We start from the raw sequence: 19,640 nt of genomic DNA, 5'->3' as shown, positions 1-19,640 counted from the left end.
TTAAAAACGATAATTTACAGATAAATTAAGAGCGTAAATATCGCCTTCATTTGTATCAAAATATTGGTATTCAGCACTTACTTGCCAGCGTTGAGTTAGCCTAAAGTCAATGCCGGTTCCGTACGTTACGCCGCCTTCATCGTAGTTTTGCTCAGTTATTAGCGTAGAATTTGTATCTGTACCAGTTATTGATTCTGCAAGGTTTTTTAAGTCGCCTTCATTGTAACTTAATTTATTTCTACCATAGCCACCAAATAAAAACACATCAGCTCGAGATGAAATTGGATAATTAGCTTTTACAAATATACTTGTTTGCAAATCAAGGCTTGAATCGATTTCGCTCTTAATGAATTCTGAACTCAGCGAACCGTCCTGTGGGTTCTGAGTGTAAACAATTCCGTTTAGAGGCGTTGACTCATCATTTAACCCAAAACCTATACGCCCTTCTAATGCAAAGTAACGCGAAAACTGATATCCAAACCGGCCGTAAAGCGTTGTAAACTGTATGCTATCACTCTCGTATACATCAATTTGCGTAGACCCTATCCCTATTCCTTGGTAATAACCATTTACGTGGAGTATGTCTGCTTGGCTCGAAAATGAGTATAAACCTAAAAGTAATGCCCCTAACCTTGTAACTATTTTCATGTTCATTCCTTTAAACCTTTGTAATATTTAATAATGTGATGTTTAACAACAAACTAAGTGTGGCCTGCCTATATAACTTGCTTATACTTTACAGCTTGTAAATATACTGTACCACTTTTGTTAAAAATGAAATGTATTTGAACAATATAAAACAATAGATTACAGAATTTTACACAATAGAAATCCTGTAATAGTAGTGTTTTTAACGAGCAATCAAAACAAAGTACCGCTTAGGTAAGTGTATTGTTCTATACAGCATTCGTTGACTGTTTCACCTGTGAGCCACTACAATACAACATTGAAATTTTTATTATTATTTGAAGGCTTTCCTCCATGGTTTTACCTGATAAATTTATATTCTCGATGAGTCGAGTATCTAAGGTTGTGCCACCTAAGCGCACTATCTTAAAAGATATTTCGTTGCACTTTTTTCCTGGCGCTAAAATTGGTGTGCTTGGTTTAAACGGTTCTGGTAAATCTACGTTACTGCGTATTATGGCCGGTGTTGACCAAGATTTTGAAGGTGATGCACATCCTCAGTCTGGTACTAAAATTGGTTATTTACCGCAAGAACCTGTTTTAGACGAAAGTAAAACAGTACGTGAAACTGTTGAAGAAGCTGTTGGCGAAGTTAAACATGCACTTAAACGTCTTGACGAAGTGTATAACGAATACGCCATGGAAGACGCTGACTTTGACGCACTTGCAAAAGAGCAAGGCGAGCTTGAAGCTGTTATTCAGGCGCACGATGGTCATAACATCGACAACGTTTTAGAACGCGCAGCTGATGCACTTCGCCTGCCAGAGTGGGATGCTAAAATTGAGCACCTTTCAGGTGGTGAGCGTCGCCGTGTTGCTATATGTCGATTATTACTTGAAAAACCAGACATGCTTATCCTTGATGAACCTACTAACCACTTGGATGCTGAGTCGGTTGCATGGTTAGAGCGCTTCTTACACGATTACGAAGGCACTGTTGTGGCTGTAACGCATGACCGTTACTTCCTTGATAATGTAGCTGGCTGGATATTAGAGCTTGACCGTGGTGAAGGTATTCCATGGGAAGGTAACTACTCTTCTTGGCTTGAACAAAAAGATGCGCGCTTACAGCAAGAACAAAAATCTGAAAAAGCACGTCAAAAATCAATTGCGCAAGAACTTGAATGGGTTCGTTCAAACCCTAAAGGTCGTCAAGCTAAGTCAAAAGCACGTATGGCTCAGTTTACTGAAATGCAGCAGTCTGATTACCAAAAACGTAACGAAACTAACGAGATGTTTATCCCACCTGGTCCGCGTTTAGGTGACCAAGTACTTGAAGTAACTAATCTTCGTAAGAGTTTTGGCGATCGAGTTTTAATTGATGACTTAAGCTTTAGCATGCCAAAAGGTGCCATTGTGGGCATTATTGGCGCGAATGGCGCGGGTAAATCAACGCTGTTTAAAATGATAAGCGGTGAGCAAACGCAAGACAGCGGTAACATCAGCGTTGGCGAAACAGTACACCTAGCTACTGTTGATCAGTTCCGCGACGGTATGGACGAAAGCAAAACTGTTTTCCAAGAAATATCAGACGGACAAGACGTACTGAAAATTGGTAACTTTGAGTTCCCAAGCCGAGCATATGTAAGTCGCTTTAACTTTAAAGGTAACGATCAGCAAAAGTTTGTTAAAGACCTATCAGGTGGTGAGCGTAACCGTTTACACCTTGCTAAGTTATTAAAAGCTGGCGGCAATGTGTTACTACTCGATGAGCCAACCAATGACTTGGACGTTGAAACACTACGTGCACTGGAGAACGCTATTTTAGAGTTCCCAGGTTGTGTAATGTGTATCTCGCATGACCGTTGGTTCCTTGACCGTATCGCTACTCATATTTTAGATTACCGTGATGAAGGTCAAATTAACTTCTTTGATGGTAACTACACTGAATATGAAGAGTGGCTTAAAAAGACCCTAGGCGCTGAGGCAACTCAACCTAAACGTATTAAGTACAAAAAAATTGGCTAAAAATATTGGTTAATTTTATGTTTGTATAACTTAAGCCCTGCACTTTGCAGGGCTTTTTTATGTCACCAGCATTACAGGAGCACATCTTGCTAGCATGTAGAGAATTACCCGCTATGCTTAATTTATTATAAAAACAGTAAGGCTAAATTAGGTTATGCAAAATCGTCGACAGTTTTCTCGTGTGCTATTTTCAACTAACGCTCTGTTATGTTTTGATAGCCAACAGTATCCGTGTAAATTACTCGATCTATCGTTACATGGCGCGTTGGTTACTAATTGTGATGCATTTATTGGCAGCCACAATACGCAAGCAATACTGCGTTTTACATTACCTCAAAGCGATATAGAAATAAAAATGGAAGTAGTGATTTGCCATATTGAAGCCGATCATATTGGTTTAAAATGCCATCACATTGATATAGACAGTATTACTTATTTAAAGCGTTTAATAGAGCTAAACTTAGCCGATGATGAGCTACTGCATCGCGAATTAGCGTCACTTATTAATGACTCACAATAGACTCATTCTCTTAAGTTGATTACCATAGCGCAAACTTTATAAAGCTTGTAAATATGCGCTTAAATCCTCATTTGCCTTTGATATACCATCCTAACTACTCGTTTAGCTTTGATCCTAAGCATCGCTTTGTAATGAGTAAATTTGCACATTTATATCAACATGTTGCAGAGCTTGGTTTAATCGGCAGTAACCTAGTTGAGCCAATATTAGGCACGCCAGAGCCGCTTGAGCTTGTGCATTGCGATAATTATATCCAAGATTTATGGCACAACCGCTTAGATGAAAAAGCCATGCGTCGCATTGGTCTACCTTGGTCAAAAGAGCTTATGGCACGTACATTTACAGCCCCTCAAGGAACGCTACAGACAGCCCGCTTAGCACTTAAACACGGTATAGCATGTCATCTTGCTGGTGGTACACATCACGCACATAATGACTTTGGTTCAGGTTTTTGTATGGTTAACGATTTGGCCTTTACCACGCAAACTTTAATTAAATCGGGTGAGGTAACTAACGTACTTATTTTTGATTTAGACGTGCACCAAGGTGATGGCACAGCTGCAATGTTACAGCATCAACCCTATGCGTATACTTGCTCTATCCATTGTGAAAAAAACTTCCCCTTTAGAAAGTCCGCTAGCGATTTAGACATTGGCCTGGCAAATAATATGAAGGACGACGAATACCTTGCCATAGTTAACGAAACACTAAGTTATTTACTTAAAGAGCTAAACCCAAGCTTAGTACTTTACGATGCTGGCGTTGATATTTGGCAAGGTGATGGCTTGGGTAAGTTAGATATTAGCTGGGATGGCATAGCTAAACGTGACCATTTAGTGCTAAAACGCTGCCTTGAACACAATACACCTGTAGCTACTGTGATAGGTGGAGGTTACGATAGAGATCACCTACGCCTCGCTAAACGCCACGCTATTGTTGTTGAACAAGCTGCTGGCTTTTAGTTTGAAATGAAAATGTTAAATTATCGTTCTTGTTTAATATGTAAAATAAAAAAGAGCATATTATGAAACAGCTATTTATTACCATCACGCTAATTTTATTAAGCTTTACAGCTTACGCACAAGATACAAGCTCAGAAGCAACATATCCTAAATTGCCAACATTAAATTTACAAATGGCTGATGGGTCGCCACTCAATACTCAAGATTTATTAGGTCAACCTTACGTTTTACACTTTTGGGCAACATGGTGTCCGTACTGTAAAAAGCTGCAGCCAGCACTTCAAAAAATTGATGATATGGGATTAAAAGTTATTGCCGTGAGCTTTGAAGAAGATGACGATGCTACTCCCGCTAAAGCACTTAGCGAAAGAGGTTATACTTTTAAAACAGCTGTAAAAGCCGATGCAATAGCACAGCAATTAGGTATACGAGGCACACCTACTACATTATTTGTAAATAAAGAAGGCAATGTAATTTGGCTGACTAATACGTCAAACCCAGAAGATCCAAATCTTCATTTAAATGCACGAACATTGTTGCACTCCATAGACATGGCAACTGAGTAACTTATTGCGCTTTTAACTGATTAGGTGTTAAGCCTGTCCAGCGTTTAAAGGCGCGCCGAAAGTTAGGTATATCGTAAAAAGCTAAATGTTCAGCGACTTGTTCGTTATGTTTGGCGCACAGAGTAAGTAGGTAAATAGCTTTGTGCTTATTTTGCTCATCTATTAACGCTGAAAAGCGTACCCCATTGAGTTTGAGTCTGCGCTTAAATGTAGCTGAGCTCATAGCAAAGTGCTTTGCGGTGCACTCTAAATTAGCACTTGGGTGAGAGTATAAGTATCTGCAGACGGCTTCAATAAAAGTCATGCTAACTACGCTTTTATTATGTAGCTGCGACTGCGCTTGCATAAATCGTAATTGACTCGCATGCGGGTTTTTAGCCCTTAACATGGTTTTATTTAATACCCAGCGAGTACATGGCTTATCAAAACTTACCTTTAGCCCTAAATTTTGCTCGTATTCTTGAATATGCCGAGGGCGTTTAAAAGCAAAGTCGAACTGACAATGCGGGTAACTTTCGCTCACTCGTTTAAGTAAACTATAAAATGCAGTGCTGTATATCTCTAGCACATAGTGGTAAAGGCTTTCATCAAACCCATGTGCTGGCTGAATATAAATATAAACATTATCGTTTTTAATATACGTTTGGCTAAACAGCAAAGGCGCTAATTGCATTCTTAAAAGTGATAATTGCTTTAATACTTGAGCTAAATTATCGCTATATTTTAATGCCTGAGCTTCGGCTCGAGTGTCGTTAATAAGTTGGCTACCGAGTAAAAAACCACTGTCAGTACTTTTCATCAACAACTTAAATTGAGCTAATAAACGCACCTGCTGAGACACACTAAATGTATGCTGAAAATTAAGTAAGTCTTGTTCAAAAATACCGGTACCGCGTAGCAGCTTATGTAAATTTATGTTTCGGCTTTGAGCAAGCTCTACAGCTGACGTAATAAGCCCTTGAGCGCTTAAATATTTGTCGTCTTGGCTAACAAACATGTGCACGGTGCGCTACTTTTAGTTGATGCTTTTTTTGTTGTAATTGACTATGCAGTTGGCTTGTTAGTTTACCTGTACTGCTATGCGTATTACCTTGTATTAAGGCGGTAGTGACATATTGAAACTTTGCTTTTTTAGATGCTTCAACTTTAAATGCACAATGCTTTAGAGCTCCTTTAATTTGTGCCATCAACTCTTTAGCTTGCTGCTCTGTGGTGGCTGGCATCAATACCATAAAGCAATCTCCTGCGTAGCGGCACACTACATCACTTAGTCGGCAATTCATTAACAATAGCTCGCTAATTTCACGCAGTAACCGGTCGCCCTCACTAAAGCCAAACTCACTATTAAAATGCGAAAAATCACGAATATCAATAGCCCCAAGCCAGAGTGGTTGTTTGCTCGTAAGTTGCTCTTTAATTGCAGAATCTAGGTACTGCGCCTTATAAAGACCTGTAACTGAACACACCTTATCGTGCTCACGTAAATGCGCTTCACGGCGGCGTAGCTGACGATTTAATACGTACTGCTCTTGATGCCAATAATACAAACCCACACTCGTTAACAACATGCCTAAAGGTGCTGGCAGAGATTCAATCCAACTGAGCCATTGATGGGCGGGATGCATTAGCCATTCATCAAGTAAATCGAGGGTTGCCGAGAACATAAATAACCCAACACCTATCACTAAGTAAGTGGTTACTTTACCCGGTGGTCTTGAAATTAATAACGCGGCAATCCATACGAGAGTCATTAATACAATACCGCCCTCCCCCATAATATCGAGCCACTGAATACTGGCGTAAGTTTTTAATACACCTAAATAACTACTTAAAAACACAGCGCTAAAAAACATCGCAATAATAGCGTTTATTAATAATCGGTGGCTGATAAAGGGGTTAAATCGCATGTGCGGTATCTCGTTTATAAATGAGTTTTAAAGTTAGTTCATACAAGTTTTTGTTAGCAGGGTCATATTAGCTCAGCTATATGACAACTAAATGATACCTACTTTAAAAACAGCCCTGCACGGTACATAACACCTGACTTTACGAGGAGTGATAAAAGCTCAATACGCTCTAGATATTGCTCAAACACCTCTAAATACATGTATTTAAACTAAACACTGTCACATTTACGTAATCAAATATCTTTAGCTTGCTCGCCATATCAAGAAACAACCCAGCAATAACCAAGAGCAAATACAATGAAAGACTTTAAAATAAAAGCACTGGTAGCCGCATTAGCCTTATGTAATTTAACGGCTTATGCAGAAGATGATGCAAAAGAAACCACAAAAAAAGATATCGAAGTTTCTGACAAAATTGTTGTATACGGTGAAATTGGCTACAGAAACCGCTCAGACGAACTCGCACCAACCTTAGAATATTCACAAGAGTACTTTCAACGTTTTGAACCATTGACCGCAGGCGATGCATTAAAACGAGTACCCAGTGTTACATTTTTATCGGATGTGCTTGAATCGGATGGTGCACGTATGCGGGGGTTAAGCCCTGCTTATACAAAGGTGCTTATAAACGGTGAAGAAGTACCTGGCGCTGGTGCCGACCGTTCATTTTTTGTTGACCGAATTCCGGCTGAGTTAATTGAACGCGTTGAAATTATTCGCTCATCAAGTGCTAACCGCTCAGCCGATGCTATTGCGGGCACATTAAATATTGTATTGCGCGATGGTTACAGTTTAGATGGCGGTTACTTGCGTGCTGGTGGCTTGCTTTATGACGATGGTGAATTTAAAGAAAGCTTGGCTGCTGTGTACGGTACTGAATTTGCTGGTGGGCGCTTATTACTTGGTGCAAATTTACAAGGCAGATATAACCCAAAACAAAAAACTAGTTTGCGCTACGGCGATAGCCCTGAAAACAATATAAGTTTTCAAACAGAAGAGTTTGATAACCGCGAAGACCAATCAGACACTCGCGATGGCGACGACACGTCACTTAACTCCAGCTACGAAATTGTTTTTGACGACGATAGTCAGTTTAATATTAGCGCTATGTGGGTTGATACAGAGCGTACTGAGGATGAACGTTCATTTGAATACAACGACCCAACTGCAACCAATAACGATATTGTAAATGGCGGTAACTTAGAAACAGATAATGCCAATGTTAAATATATTGACCAAACTAATTACAACATCAATACCGCTTATGAATTTCCACTACTAAGCGGCACAAGTAAGTTTAAATTTGGCTTTGCTCGGTTTGAAGAGTCTGTTTATGAGCAAGAAGTAGAACTAGATACCTCTGAGCTGCCAATGATATTTGAAGAAGAACAAGCTCGCAGCAACATAGACGATAAAGAATGGACTCTACAGTGGCAACACAGCCAACCTTGGGGTGACAGCAAAGAAATTCAGCTTGGTGCATTTTTACAAAATAAAAAACGCGACAGTGAAATTTTAGAATCGCAAAACGAATTAGAACTTGCACTTACCAGTTGGGATCAATACGCAGCATCACCTTTAACGCTTGCTGCATTTAATAGCGAGTACGAAGCGGTTACTGGTGGTGTAAATACTTTAGAAGAAGATCGCTTTGACTTATTTGCCCTTGTTAAGCACAAAGATGATTTATTTGCTTGGGAGCTGGGCGTTCGCTGGGAGTCTACCGATTCTAAAATTAATGATAAAACAATTGGCGTGACCGAAAATAATAGTTACGACTTTATCCTCCCCTCGGCACACTTTCGTTATAACGTTAGCGAAAATGGGCGTATAAGTGCATCGATTGCGCGTAGTTTACGCCGCCCTGAGTTTGATTTTTTAACGCCGGCACTTATCGAAAAAGAGCTTGGCGATAACGACCAACTAGGGAACCCTGAATTAAAACCAGAATCAGCTTGGGGTATGGACTTAGGCTACGAGTATCGCTTAGGAAAAAGTGGCGTTGTAGGTATTAATTTATTTTATCGCAAAGTAAATGACCTAATAGAAATAGCAAATACAGGACAAGAAGGCTCTGAGGGCGAAGGTACATTTGTACTGCAACCACGCAACACCGGCGATGGTAATGTTAAAGGAGTTGAGCTTGATTTATCTACTCCACTTGGCGCATTTAGCATGCCTAATACGGGTGTATTTTTAAACTACTCATGGCTTGATAGTGAAGTAACCGATTTTTTTGGAACTCGCAAATTTAACGACCAATCAGACTACGTTTATAACATTGGGTTTATTCAAGACTTACCCGAACTCAAAGCTGCATTTGGCGTAACTTACCGTAAGCAAGGTGATGCCTATGGACGTATTGTAGGTGAAGAAATAACTACATCTTACAGTGCCGACTTTGAAGTGTTTTTAGAAAAACGTTGGGAAGATGTAACGCTACGCTTGGTGGGTTCAAACCTACTTGATGCAAGTAAAGACGAAACCTTTAATAAATTTGATACCGTTGAAGATCAGTTTAGTAGAAGCTTTGATGAGTACGAAATTGAATCTGAAGAAGCGGGACCGGTTTATCAACTTATGCTGCGTTACGCATTTTAAATAAGTTTATGAGGTAGTGCTAATCACTTTATTTAGCGCTACCAAACATGAGAGAACTATAATGATAAAAAAAACATTACTGCTAATAACACTTGGCTTATGCAGTATACAAAGCGTATTGGCAAACGTAACGTACACCGATGTATTATACGAGCAACAAAAAATTGCCAACTTGACGGTGCTGCCTAAGAGCTTAAATTTTACGGTTATTGGTGATTGGGGACATAACGGGCACTTTTATCAAAAAGACGTAGCACACCAGTTAGAAATAGCGATGTTTCAAACGGATGGTGATTTTACTATTTCAACTGGCGATAACTTTTATCCCAATGGCGTGGCAAGTGTTAACGACCCGCTTTGGCAAAGTGCCTATGAAGATATTTACCATGGTCCACATACATTCGAGCCTTGGTATGTAGTACTGGGTAATCATGATTATTTAGGTAATGCGCAAGCACAACTTGATTACAGTAAAAAAAGTCAGCGCTGGAATTTACCTGCACGCTATTACAGCAAAACCTTTACTTTAAAAGGTGGCGAGCAGATATTAATGGTGTTTTTAGACACTAATACTTTAAATCCTGAATACAAAACACGCGAAAAATACAAAGCAACTCAAGGGCAAAACAGCCAAGCGCAATTAACATGGTTAGATAGCCAACTATCAAATAGCCAGGCACGATGGAAAATAGTGGTTGGTCATCACCCACTTTATAGCAGTGGAAAACGTTACGGACTTACTGAAGGTTTACGTAATTTACTCGAGCCCATATTTGAGCAAAATGGTGTGCAAGCATACATAGCAGGACACGAACATGACCTGCAACATAACCAAATAGATGGCAGTAAACTCGACCACTTTGTATCTGGTGGTGGTAGCGAAGCGCGTTACGTAAAACAACGTGAATTTACGCGTTTTGCAGAAGCTACTCCAGGATTTTTGAGCTTTTCGATTAACAATGAAGCACTAAAAGCAACGGCTATTAACTATAAAGGCGAAGTGCGTTACAGCACTCAAAAGCGCTTTGACCAATAAAGGGTTACAACATGAACTTTAAATTAAAAATATCTATTAGCTTAATTGTAAGTAGCTTAGTGCTTAGTACATTAAGTGCGTGTAGCAATAGTAATATGGCTACAAATACGGCAGTAAAAAACACATCCGATAAAATAGTCATTAATAGTACTGAATTTGGTCCAACAGATAACATGCAAGGCTCACAAGCGGCATGGTTAAATAATAACAATTGGTTGCTAGCAAGCGAAAGCAAAGGCTTAGTGTTAGTTGAAAGTGAAACGCAACAAAGCCGCATTATAAAAAAAGGTAACTTTGAAGCGCTTGCTGTCACTAAGCTAACAGCACACTCATTTTTGGTTGCAACTATTGATAACAATCAAGATAACGTTGTTATATTTAAGCTTGAGCACACTCAAAGTGGCTGGGATACAATTGAACTAACCCGCATTAACCCACCACAAGCACAACCCGATACGGTGTGTTTATTTGCTAATAAAGCGAGTGAATCAATATCGGCATTTGTACCTGATGTACGCGGGCTAATTACCGAAACTATTATTTTTGATACAGCGAATAATAAAGCGGTTAACGTAAATGTACGTGAATTTTCTGGCGTTAGTGAGGCGTCGGGTTGTGCTGTAAGTACAACAACAAATACCTTATATGTAAGTGAAAGCGAAGTAGGCATTTGGGCAATAAACGCGAACGCGGAATCGCAAGCAGATAAAAAACCGATTGCTTTAGTCGCCCCCTTTGGAAAGTTAGACAGTGAACTAGGAGCTATTTCAGCTTCGCAAGATGGTATTATCTGGTTTACTAGTACCAAAAACAATACTGTGTATGCTTATGATCCAATTAGTAAAATGCTTAATAACTGGATGTTAAATGGTGACTTGAGCTTGGAATCGGTAGCGGTAAATTACACAAGTAACAACGCGGCAACGGCAGTGCTGTATAACGACGAAGCAGGCGCTTATATTAAAAGTACATTACCTGTAACACCTATCATAAAATCATTAAAAACCAACACTCAATCAATCACTCAAATAAAGGCAAGTGCACAAACGGCCCCCGTTCAAGCATTTGGTGATGCAGCAGACGATCCGGCAATTTGGGTTAACCCTAAAGATGCAGCAAACAGCTTAATTTTAGGCACCGATAAACGCCGTGGACTAATGGTATACAGCCTAAATGGCAAGCTTGAACAGTCACTTGAAGTTGGTCGTTTAAATAACGTAGACCTGCGACAAAATAGCACGATTAAAAACAGTACCAATACATTAATAACTGCTAGTAACCGAACGCTTAACGGTATTAGTGTATTTTCAGTACAAGCTAATAATAGTGTGAAGTACATTGCTGATATTCCTACCAATCTTGATGAAATTTATGGCTTATGTATGTACTCGTCAAATACGGGGAACTATGTATTTGTAAATGATAAATCGGGGCTATATCAGCAATATAAAATCAGTGAGAATAACGAAAAAATAACAGGTAAACTTGTTCGCGAGTTTAACCTACCAAGCCAACCAGAAGGCTGTAGTGCAGATGATGAACTAGGACAATTATTTGTAGGCGAAGAAGATGCCGGTATTTGGTTTATAGGTGCAGAGCCAACGGCAGGCAGTACACCGGTTATGCTGCAAGGTATAAATGAGCAACTTGTTGATGATGTTGAAGGTATGGAAATTTACCACAGCGACAAAACACGTTATTTAGTTGTTTCCAGCCAAGGTGATAACAGCTACGTACTGTATAAAATAAAGAATGGTACTGCGGGCATTAAAACACCTAGCTTAGAGTTTGCAGGTAAGTTTAGTGTAATAAGTGATTTGGTTAATGGTATTGATGGCTCATCAGAAACCGACGGGTTAACAGTAACATCTAAGTCTCTTCCGGGTTATCCTGAAGGTATTTTAGTTGTACAAGATGGTTATAATCGTATGCCACAGCAGCCTCAAAACTTTAAAATAATAGATTGGCGAGAAGTAAAAAAAGCAATTAAGTAGTGCTTATTTAGTCGCCATTATTTTAATGTCGCTTTGAGATTACCTTGAAATTGTATAAAAGGCTCATTTGAGCCTTTTATATAATGCTTGGCGTTTAAGTATTAAGTGCAATTAACTCAATGTAATGTATATTTTATACTAAAATTTAAGCTCATAAATTAATTGAGATTATAATGCGCCTACTACTTACTTTATTACTAGTTACTTTAAGTGGCTTTGCTGTAGCAGAAGAAGAAAAAACAGAACTACCACCGGTAGACCCCGCTTACAATGCTGAGCATCCTATGGCTTTGGTTAATCAAGGCTCATCTATAATTGCGATTAACTTACCTAGTTATAATTCTCCAGATGACGTGCAAGTTGTTTATAAAATAGGAAACCCCGATGTCGCACTCTTAAACTTTGTTAGAAATGCTGAGCTAATCACGGTTAAGCCACAAGCGTTTAATATTCAACATTTAATGCGTGGTGAAGAAATTACGATTATTGCCGATATTTACGAGGGTGATTATCAACAAGGTGGTAGTTTAATTTACTCAAAAAAAGAGCTTGAACTGAGTAAGCAACTGTATGCCAGAGAGCTAAAAGATTTAAGTGAATCATCGCAATGGCAAGATTACGACATGATTAATCTAGGCGGTACTGAGCATATTTATATTCATAAAATTCAACAAGCGCCGAGCTATAACCATCTTATTTTTGTTGATTTAGTTAATGCATGTATGCAAAAGCTTCGTACCTCAAAACGTGTCCCAGCTGAAAATGAGCTTACCTATAAATTTATTAACTGCGGCACCCTTAAACCACTTTATTACAATGCTGATGATTTTAGAAAGTAAAAGGGTGAGAATACTGATGTTCAATTATTTTAATATTTAGGCATAAAAAAAGGCCCTTTCGAGCCTTTGGATTAACTTTGGAATAGTTAAAAATTTTTAAATTAGGTAAGCGTTAATAGCTGTGGAGCAACACTATGATAATCAACAGCCATAGCAATACTTAACGCTGTAATATTAATAATTGAAAATGCGAACACTTTACGTGCCCAGCTACTCATATCAATATTACGACGATAACCGCGCAGCGCCATTAGCAACCACCAAAAGCTGGTAATACAAGCAACAGCCATAAAGGCAGCACCTGTGTAGCCAGTAATTGGTAGCAACATCACCACCAATGCATATACAGCAATGTAAAGTACGATATGGCGCTTTGCTTTATCAATTCCTTGCGCTACAGGTAATACAGGAATACCTGCAGCTTGGTAATCTTTAAAGCGAAAAATAGCAATGGCATATGAATGCGGCATTTGCCACAAGCTAAACATGACTAGCAGTATTAATGCGCCCATATCGAACTGCCCTGTTACGGCGCAGTAACCAACTACTGGCGGTACAGCGCCAGAAAGGCTGCCTACAAAAGTGCCATATACTGAGTTGCGTTTCATGTAGAGGCTATAAACCCCTACATAAATTACGTAGCCAAAGGCTGCAAAAAATACCGCGGCTTGAGTGGTGTAGGCGATAAGTAAACCAAAGCCCACAACACCCAATAAAATACCGTGACTAAGTGCAGCAAAGGCCGACATTTCGCCCGTTACTGTAACCCGCGTACGAGTACGCGCCATGGCCACATCTATGTCTCTATCTATAACATTATTGATAGCGCAACCTGATGCAACCACTAGCGACAAACCAATTAATGTGGCAATCATTAACCATGGGTCTATATCACCGCGCGAGGCAAGTAAAAACCCGCCCGCTACGCTGATCAAATTGCCCATAATAATACCCGGCTTTGTCACTGATAAATAACGACGAAACATCTTCAACTCCTAGTACATCATCATTGCGTTAGATTCATAAATGATCCAAACAGATAACCCAACAACCATTACGATGATCAGAGCACTGAATAGGAATGAAAAAGTACTTGCACGGCCATCTTCGGTGGTAAAATTAAGGTGTAAAAAGTATTTTAAATGCACCCAAATTTGTACGATTGCTAAAGTAACAATGCTCCAAAGCGTTGTTGCTTTTGAGAAGTCACCTTCCATTACCATGTAAAACGGTATAGCAGTTAAAATTACCGATAGCACAAAGCCAATTAAGTAAGTTTTAACACTGCCATGAGATTCATCATGATGATCACTTTGCGTTTGCTTTAACGCATGCGTTTCGCTGTGGCTCATTACATTGCTCCCATTAAATAAACAACGGTAAATACACAAATCCAGACAATGTCTAAGAAGTGCCAAAATAGGCTTAAGCAGCTTAAACGCGTTACGGTTGCTTTACCTAAGCCGCGTTTAGCAACTTCAATCATCATTATGGTCATCCAAATTAGACCCGCTGTTACATGTAAACCATGTAAGCCAACTAATGAGAAAAACGATGTTAAAAAGGCACTTTGTTGTGGACCATTGCCATGCACAATTAGGTGATGAAATTCGTATACTTCCATACCAATAAACACAGCACCTAAACAAAACGTAACAAATAACCAAGTCAGTGTTAGTGCCTTTTTTTGCCCTTGAGCGGCAATCATGGCAAAACCAAAAGTAATACTACTAATCAGTAGTGCTGCAGTTTCTACTGCTACAAAGTCGAGTTCAAAAATATCTTTACCCGATACGCCACCGGCTGTGTTCATAAATAACACAGCGTAAGTGGCAAAAAACGAGGCAAACAGTAGGCAATCGGTCATTAGGTATAACCAAAAACCAAATACGGTATCACCCGAAGTATCGTGGTGATCATGCGCGTGGGCATGATCATCGTGTGATACAGAGTCTAAATTTGCAGAAAGTGTACTCACGCTTTTAACTCCTTAACGCCACTTGAATTATATGCAGCTTCAATGCGTGCAATTTCATCAGGTTGTATATAGTAATCTACATCGCTGGTGTAACAACGCTTGATAAATATGGCGATTCCGCCTACTAGTCCAACAACAGCTAACCACCAAATATGCCAAATCATTGCAAAACAAAATACTGTTAAACTTGCTGCCATTAACACGCCAGCTGATGTGTTTTTAGGCATATGAATAGGGCTGTAGTTTGCTTTATCTTGATATGCTTGACCTTTTTCTTTCATATCGGTCCATGCATCAATATCATCAATATGTGGAATTGTTGCAAAGTTATAAATTTGCGGAGGTGAACTTGTAGCCCACTCAAGTGTGTGGCCGTTCCACGGATCGCCTGTTGTATCGTCAAGCGCTTCACGGTCTCTAAAGCTCACATATAATTGAATTACTTGGCTGATAATACCAAACATAATAATTACAGCACCGCCTGCGGCAATGTATAACCACATGTTCCAATCTGGGTTGTTAGTGTGGTTTAAGCGACGTGTCATACCTAAGAAACCAAGTACGTACAGCGGCATAAATGCTACGAAGAAACCAATAATCCAACACCAAAATGATGCTTTGCCCCATTTTTCATTAAGTTTAAAGCCCATTGCTTTAGGGAACCAAAATACAAAACCGGCCAGGTAACCAAACACAGCACCACCAATAATTGTGTTATGGAAATGTGCAATTAAGAATAAGCTGTTATGCAGTACATAATCGGCGCCAGGAATGGCAAGTAATACACCGGTCATACCGCCTACGGTAAAGGTAACCATAAAGCCAAGAGTCCAAAGTACCGGTACACTTATACGTAATCGACCTCGGTAAATAGTAAATAACCAGTTAAACAACTTAACCCCAGTTGGTACGGCAATAACCATAGTCATTACCCCAAAGAACGCGTTAACGTTAGCACTTGAGCCCATAGTAAAGAAGTGATGTAACCAAACAATAAAGCCTAAAATTGAGATTGCACCGCTGGCATAAACCATCGATTTGTAACCAAACAAACGTTTACCGGCAAAGGTCGAAATAATTTCAGAAAAAATACCAAACGCTGGTAATACTAATATGTATACCTCAGGGTGACCCCATGCCCAAAACAGGTTGATGTACATCATGGCGTTACCGCCCAATTCATTGGTAAAGAAGTGGAAGTCTAGATAACGGTCAAGCGTTAGCATTGCAAGTACAGCAGTTAAAATTGGGAATGATGCTGCAATTAAGATGTTTGCCCATGTACATGCCCATGTAAAAATTGGCATTTTCATTAGGGTCATACCTGGTGCACGCATTTTAAACACGGTTGCTAAAAAGTTTACGGCTGTTAGAAGTGTACCGAGCCCGGATATTTGCAAGGCCCAAATATAATAATCGACCCCCACCCCAGGGCTAAAGGTCAGCTCCGAAAGCGGCGGATATGCCACCCAACCTGTTTTTGCAAATTCACCAAATACAAGTGATAAGTTAATTAAAATTGCACCACTGGCTGTAAACCAAAAACTTAAATTATTTAAAAATGGAAAAGCAACATCGCGAGCACCAATTTGAAGTGGTAATACAATGTTCATTAGACCAATCATAAATGGCATTGCCATAAATATGATCATGATTACGCCGTGGGCAGTAAATATTTGGTCGTAGTGTTCTGGTGGTAAATAACCTGGCGCACCACTGGTAGCAAGTGCCAACTGCGCACGCATCATTATTGCATCAGAAAAACCACGAAACAGCATTATTAGTGCTAAAAGAATATACATTACGCCTAAGCGTTTGTGATCAACAGACGTGATCCAGTCGCGCCAAAGCACGCCCCATTTTTTATACTTTGTAATAAGCCCGGCAATAATAAGCCCAGCTATCGCAATAACCGACATCGTGAACACAAGAATTGGCTCATGAAACGGAATTGCGTCGAGTGAAAGATTACCTAATAACGACATTATTATTCCTCGCCTTGGCTGTGAGATGAAGGCATTGAGTGCTCACTCATTTCATGATGCTTTTTACTCATTTGCCCATGTTCGCCCAATGCATGGTGTTTTTTGTTCATATCGCCATGCGCCTGCATATACTTCATAACAATGGTATGAAATAAGCCGTCATCAACTTTTCCGTAATATGCTACTGGGTTATTTTCACTTGCTTTTGCAAGCTCAACATAATTTGCATGAGTCAGGTTATTAGCGCTTGAATTCGCTTTCACATCACTCACCCACTTATCAAAGTCTGCTTGAGTAGGTGTAGCAATGGCATTAAATTTCATGCCAGTGAAACCTGCGCCGCTGTAATTTGCTGAAAAGCCTTTAAACGTACCTGGCTCATTTGCAATTAAGTGAAGCTTGGTTTCCATCCCAGCCATTGAGTATATTTGACTACCCAATTGCGGAATAAAAAATGAATTCATTGTGCTCTCTGAGGTGATTTTATATTCAACAGGTACATTTGCTGGGAACACTAATTCATTAACCGTAGCAATACCTTGCTCAGGATATATAAATAGCCATTTCCAGTTTAATGAAACCACTTCAACAGTAAGGTGTTCACCTTTACCTTCAATGGGTTTATAGGGGTCTAAGTTTTGGGTAGACTGCCAGGTAATAACACCTAAAATGATTACAATAACAATAGGAACAGCCCAAACAACGGCTTCAATTTTATTTGAATGAGCCCATTTTGGAGCATAAATTTCTTGGTTTTGAGTGTCTCTATATTTCCAAGCGAAATACAAAGTCATCACAATAACGGGAACGACTACAAGCAACATAAGCACGGTTGCGATGATGATTAAATTTTTCTCATCAATGCCTATCTGCCCTTTTGGATCGAGTATCCCGCCTTTACAGCCTGACAACGCCAGCACTGTACTAGCTAAAGCAATATTACAAAGGTTACGAATTAACAAGGGAGTATCCTACAAACCTAGAGTTTCAATTTGCTGCTTAAAATAAAAACCAAAGCAACGATTTTTCAATAAAAACCCAAGTTAACTAGAATTAAATTATAAAAATAAGGGGGCTATTCAAAAAAAACCTAAAGCTCATGCCATTAATGACCTAGCAACAAACCCAGCTTTCTAAACGCATTTATATAACGTAATAAAAGTTAACTTGGGTGAGTGGTGGTTGGCTGAAATGTGTTTAAAGAAACACGGAGCTACTTTGTTTTAGCTAACCTTAATTATTTACAGCAAGAACAAATAATTAAAACCAGCAACAAGATGCAGCGTTACAGGCAACCTGTAAAGCTAGGTGGAGCACGACAACCATGTGAAGAGATCACAGGCTGAAGAACTTTAGCCTCGCTAAAAGCAAAGGCTGCTTTACGGAGGATTATGCCAGCACGACGCGCTGGACAAATATGGAACAATAACCAACAAAGGCCAATAAGTAACTGACTTGATATGATCGGATGAGCTAAAAATTGCGCAAGATTAAGTAACAGTGGCTCTACAATAAACCCATCACTTAATAGCGCTTCAAGCTTGAAGGCATCCTCTAATGCACCGCTTAGCAACATTACAGTATTAAACACTAATAAAGTTATAGCTACACACACGCCCTTGCCTGCTTTATTCAAGCGTTCACACGTCTGCGGCTCGCCAGAGGCAAGTTCCGTAGCTGTATGATGCAAAGAAAGTGTGTTCAAAGACATTAACCTACTAAAATGACTATAACAAAATTAGAGTAATACAGTTTGCAATGGAAAAATTTAAAAAACATTGCTGTTGTAAACCCTAAAACCAGGTGCTAAATACAATCAAATCCAGCTAGCACATATTTACCTAGCGAGAATTGATCCGTATCAACCAAACTTTCAAAACTTACTGAAAGTTCGAACGTGAGTATAACAAAGAGAATTTTCTGTTCAACTAAAAATCAATTAATTTGAGTTAAGCTTTCGAAGCTATTTTGTTAATAAAAAAATAACACAATAAAAAACATGCGGTTAGCTCAAATAAAAAACGATTTAAAGAGAAATATTTAATAGGATTATAGGTTTTCAGGAGGGAGTAATAATTGTGTGGCACAAATAAAAACAGCCCAAATTCAGTCACCACCGAACTTGAGCCGCCTTTCACACTGACAACATCTTCACACACAATATAAAGATTCTTGGTTTACACTACGTGGCAATTGTAGGGAATAAAAACAACTCAAGCTAAGTCACCACCGAACTTGAGCCGCCTTTCACACTGACAACATCTTCACACACAATATAAAGATTTTTGGTTTACATTACGTGGCAATTGTAGGGAATAAAAACAACTCAAACTCAGTCACCACTGAACTTGAGTTGCCTTTCACACTGACAACATCTTCACACACAATATAAAGATTCTTGGTTTACATTACGTGGCAATTGTAGGGAATAAAAACAACTCAAACTCGTTCTTTATGGAAGTGAATCCACCGAACTTGAGTTGCCTTTCACACTGACAACATCTTCACACACAATATAAAGATTCTTGGCTTACACTGCGTGGCAATTGTAGGGAATAAAAACAACTCAAACTCAGTCACCACCAAACTTGAGTTGC

Annotated in this window: 17 protein-coding genes; 8 read left to right on the top strand and 9 right to left on the bottom strand. The window is 39.3% G+C overall.

Annotated features, from left to right (window positions below; all coding sequences use genetic code 11):
• Complete coding sequence (locus H5159_RS15445; protein WP_024596549.1) at window positions 1–648, bottom strand: porin family protein; 648 nt, start codon at window positions 646–648, stop codon at window positions 1–3.
• A 333-nt stretch (window positions 649–981) separates the two neighbouring features.
• Here H5159_RS15445 and ettA point away from each other — a divergent pair, with 333 nt between their 5' ends.
• The 4 genes from ettA (at window position 982) to H5159_RS15425 (ending at window position 4,703) form a co-directional block, all read left to right on the top strand.
• Complete coding sequence (gene ettA / locus H5159_RS15440) at window positions 982–2,655, top strand: energy-dependent translational throttle protein EttA (RefSeq protein WP_182780582.1); 1,674 nt, start codon at window positions 982–984, stop codon at window positions 2,653–2,655.
• Window positions 2,656–2,809: 154 nt separating this feature from the next.
• On the top strand, window positions 2,810–3,175 hold the full coding sequence (locus tag H5159_RS15435) for a PilZ domain-containing protein (RefSeq protein ID WP_002958114.1): 366 nt from the start codon (window positions 2,810–2,812) through the stop codon (window positions 3,173–3,175).
• Window positions 3,176–3,228: 53 nt separating this feature from the next.
• Window positions 3,229–4,137 carry a histone deacetylase gene (locus H5159_RS15430; RefSeq protein ID WP_182738304.1) on the top strand — a complete coding sequence of 303 codons (909 nt, stop codon included), beginning with the start codon at window positions 3,229–3,231 and terminating at the stop codon, window positions 4,135–4,137.
• A 62-nt stretch (window positions 4,138–4,199) separates the two neighbouring features.
• Window positions 4,200–4,703, top strand: coding sequence for a TlpA disulfide reductase family protein (locus H5159_RS15425; RefSeq protein WP_024596552.1), 504 nt, complete (start codon window positions 4,200–4,202; stop codon window positions 4,701–4,703).
• Window position 4,704: 1 nt separating this feature from the next.
• On the opposite strand, the gene H5159_RS15420 is transcribed toward H5159_RS15425, so the two are convergent.
• Together H5159_RS15420 and H5159_RS15415 are read right to left on the bottom strand one after the other, a co-directional pair.
• Entirely contained in the window at window positions 4,705–5,706 is a 1,002-nt protein-coding gene (locus H5159_RS15420; protein WP_024596553.1) for an AraC family transcriptional regulator, read from the bottom strand.
• The gene (locus tag H5159_RS15415) at window positions 5,690–6,610 is read right to left on the bottom strand and encodes a GGDEF domain-containing protein (RefSeq protein ID WP_024596554.1); all 921 of its coding nucleotides are present in this window, start codon (window positions 6,608–6,610) and stop codon (window positions 5,690–5,692) included. Before H5159_RS15415 ends, H5159_RS15420 begins: the two co-directional genes overlap by 17 nt.
• 297 nt (window positions 6,611–6,907) lie before the next feature.
• Between H5159_RS15415 and H5159_RS15410 the strand changes: the two genes are divergently transcribed.
• From H5159_RS15410 to H5159_RS15395, 4 genes are all read left to right on the top strand, one after another.
• The gene (locus H5159_RS15410) at window positions 6,908–9,211 is read left to right on the top strand and encodes a TonB-dependent siderophore receptor (protein WP_182738306.1); all 2,304 of its coding nucleotides are present in this window, start codon (window positions 6,908–6,910) and stop codon (window positions 9,209–9,211) included.
• Between the two features lie 61 nt (window positions 9,212–9,272).
• Complete coding sequence (locus H5159_RS15405) at window positions 9,273–10,247, top strand: metallophosphoesterase (protein ID WP_165723817.1); 975 nt, start codon at window positions 9,273–9,275, stop codon at window positions 10,245–10,247.
• A gap of 11 nt (window positions 10,248–10,258) precedes the next feature.
• The gene (locus H5159_RS15400; protein WP_182780581.1) at window positions 10,259–12,241 is read left to right on the top strand and encodes a phytase; all 1,983 of its coding nucleotides are present in this window, start codon (window positions 10,259–10,261) and stop codon (window positions 12,239–12,241) included.
• 173 nt (window positions 12,242–12,414) lie between these two features.
• Window positions 12,415–13,080 carry a hypothetical protein gene (locus tag H5159_RS15395; RefSeq protein ID WP_182693183.1) on the top strand — a complete coding sequence of 222 codons (666 nt, stop codon included), beginning with the start codon at window positions 12,415–12,417 and terminating at the stop codon, window positions 13,078–13,080.
• A 101-nt stretch (window positions 13,081–13,181) separates the two neighbouring features.
• Here H5159_RS15395 and cyoE read toward each other — a convergent pair whose 3' ends face one another.
• The 6 genes from cyoE to H5159_RS15365 all read right to left on the bottom strand — a co-directional run bounded on the left by cyoE (window position 13,182) and on the right by H5159_RS15365 (window position 18,748).
• Window positions 13,182–14,066 (bottom strand): heme o synthase, encoded by an 885-nt coding sequence (cyoE, locus tag H5159_RS15390; protein ID WP_002958102.1) that lies wholly within the window; start codon window positions 14,064–14,066, stop codon window positions 13,182–13,184.
• 9 nt (window positions 14,067–14,075) lie between these two features.
• The gene (cyoD, locus tag H5159_RS15385) at window positions 14,076–14,432 is read right to left on the bottom strand and encodes a cytochrome o ubiquinol oxidase subunit IV (RefSeq protein WP_002958101.1); all 357 of its coding nucleotides are present in this window, start codon (window positions 14,430–14,432) and stop codon (window positions 14,076–14,078) included.
• On the bottom strand, window positions 14,432–15,058 hold the full coding sequence (cyoC, locus tag H5159_RS15380; protein ID WP_002958100.1) for a cytochrome o ubiquinol oxidase subunit III: 627 nt from the start codon (window positions 15,056–15,058) through the stop codon (window positions 14,432–14,434). Before cyoC ends, cyoD begins: the two co-directional genes overlap by 1 nt.
• Window positions 15,055–17,043: a cytochrome o ubiquinol oxidase subunit I gene (gene cyoB / locus H5159_RS15375; protein WP_024596558.1), complete on the bottom strand. Its 1,989-nt coding sequence runs from the start codon at window positions 17,041–17,043 to the stop codon at window positions 15,055–15,057. Before cyoB ends, cyoC begins: the two co-directional genes overlap by 4 nt.
• A gap of 2 nt (window positions 17,044–17,045) precedes the next feature.
• Window positions 17,046–18,005, bottom strand: coding sequence for a ubiquinol oxidase subunit II (gene cyoA / locus H5159_RS15370; RefSeq protein ID WP_182780580.1), 960 nt, complete (start codon window positions 18,003–18,005; stop codon window positions 17,046–17,048).
• 323 nt (window positions 18,006–18,328) lie between these two features.
• Complete coding sequence (locus H5159_RS15365; RefSeq protein WP_002958097.1) at window positions 18,329–18,748, bottom strand: hypothetical protein; 420 nt, start codon at window positions 18,746–18,748, stop codon at window positions 18,329–18,331.
• Window positions 18,749–19,640 lie beyond the last annotated feature (892 nt).

The sequence above is a fragment of the Pseudoalteromonas sp. SG43-1 genome, assembly GCF_014164415.1.
GTDB classification, from domain to species: domain Bacteria; phylum Pseudomonadota; class Gammaproteobacteria; order Enterobacterales; family Alteromonadaceae; genus Pseudoalteromonas; species Pseudoalteromonas distincta.
The sequence above is the reverse complement of the archived record's forward strand: the minus strand, read 5'-3'. Positions and strand labels throughout refer to the sequence as shown.

Coding starts and splice junctions, on each gene's coding strand:
- H5159_RS15410 (WP_182738306.1), top strand. CDS start 6,908: ATGAAAGACTTTAAAATAAAAGCACTGGTAGCCGCATTAGCCTTATGT.
- H5159_RS15405 (WP_165723817.1), top strand. CDS start 9,273: ATGATAAAAAAAACATTACTGCTAATAACACTTGGCTTATGCAGTATA.
- H5159_RS15395 (WP_182693183.1), top strand. CDS start 12,415: ATGCGCCTACTACTTACTTTATTACTAGTTACTTTAAGTGGCTTTGCT.
- cyoE (WP_002958102.1), bottom strand. CDS start 14,066: ATGTTTCGTCGTTATTTATCAGTGACAAAGCCGGGTATTATTATGGGC.
- H5159_RS15400 (WP_182780581.1), top strand. CDS start 10,259: ATGAACTTTAAATTAAAAATATCTATTAGCTTAATTGTAAGTAGCTTA.
- H5159_RS15430 (WP_182738304.1), top strand. CDS start 3,229: ATGCGCTTAAATCCTCATTTGCCTTTGATATACCATCCTAACTACTCG.
- H5159_RS15435 (WP_002958114.1), top strand. CDS start 2,810: ATGCAAAATCGTCGACAGTTTTCTCGTGTGCTATTTTCAACTAACGCT.
- H5159_RS15415 (WP_024596554.1), bottom strand. CDS start 6,610: ATGCGATTTAACCCCTTTATCAGCCACCGATTATTAATAAACGCTATT.
- ettA (WP_182780582.1), top strand. CDS start 982: ATGGTTTTACCTGATAAATTTATATTCTCGATGAGTCGAGTATCTAAG.
- cyoD (WP_002958101.1), bottom strand. CDS start 14,432: ATGAGCCACAGCGAAACGCATGCGTTAAAGCAAACGCAAAGTGATCAT.
- H5159_RS15445 (WP_024596549.1), bottom strand. CDS start 648: ATGAAAATAGTTACAAGGTTAGGGGCATTACTTTTAGGTTTATACTCA.
- H5159_RS15425 (WP_024596552.1), top strand. CDS start 4,200: ATGAAACAGCTATTTATTACCATCACGCTAATTTTATTAAGCTTTACA.
- cyoB (WP_024596558.1), bottom strand. CDS start 17,043: ATGTCGTTATTAGGTAATCTTTCACTCGACGCAATTCCGTTTCATGAG.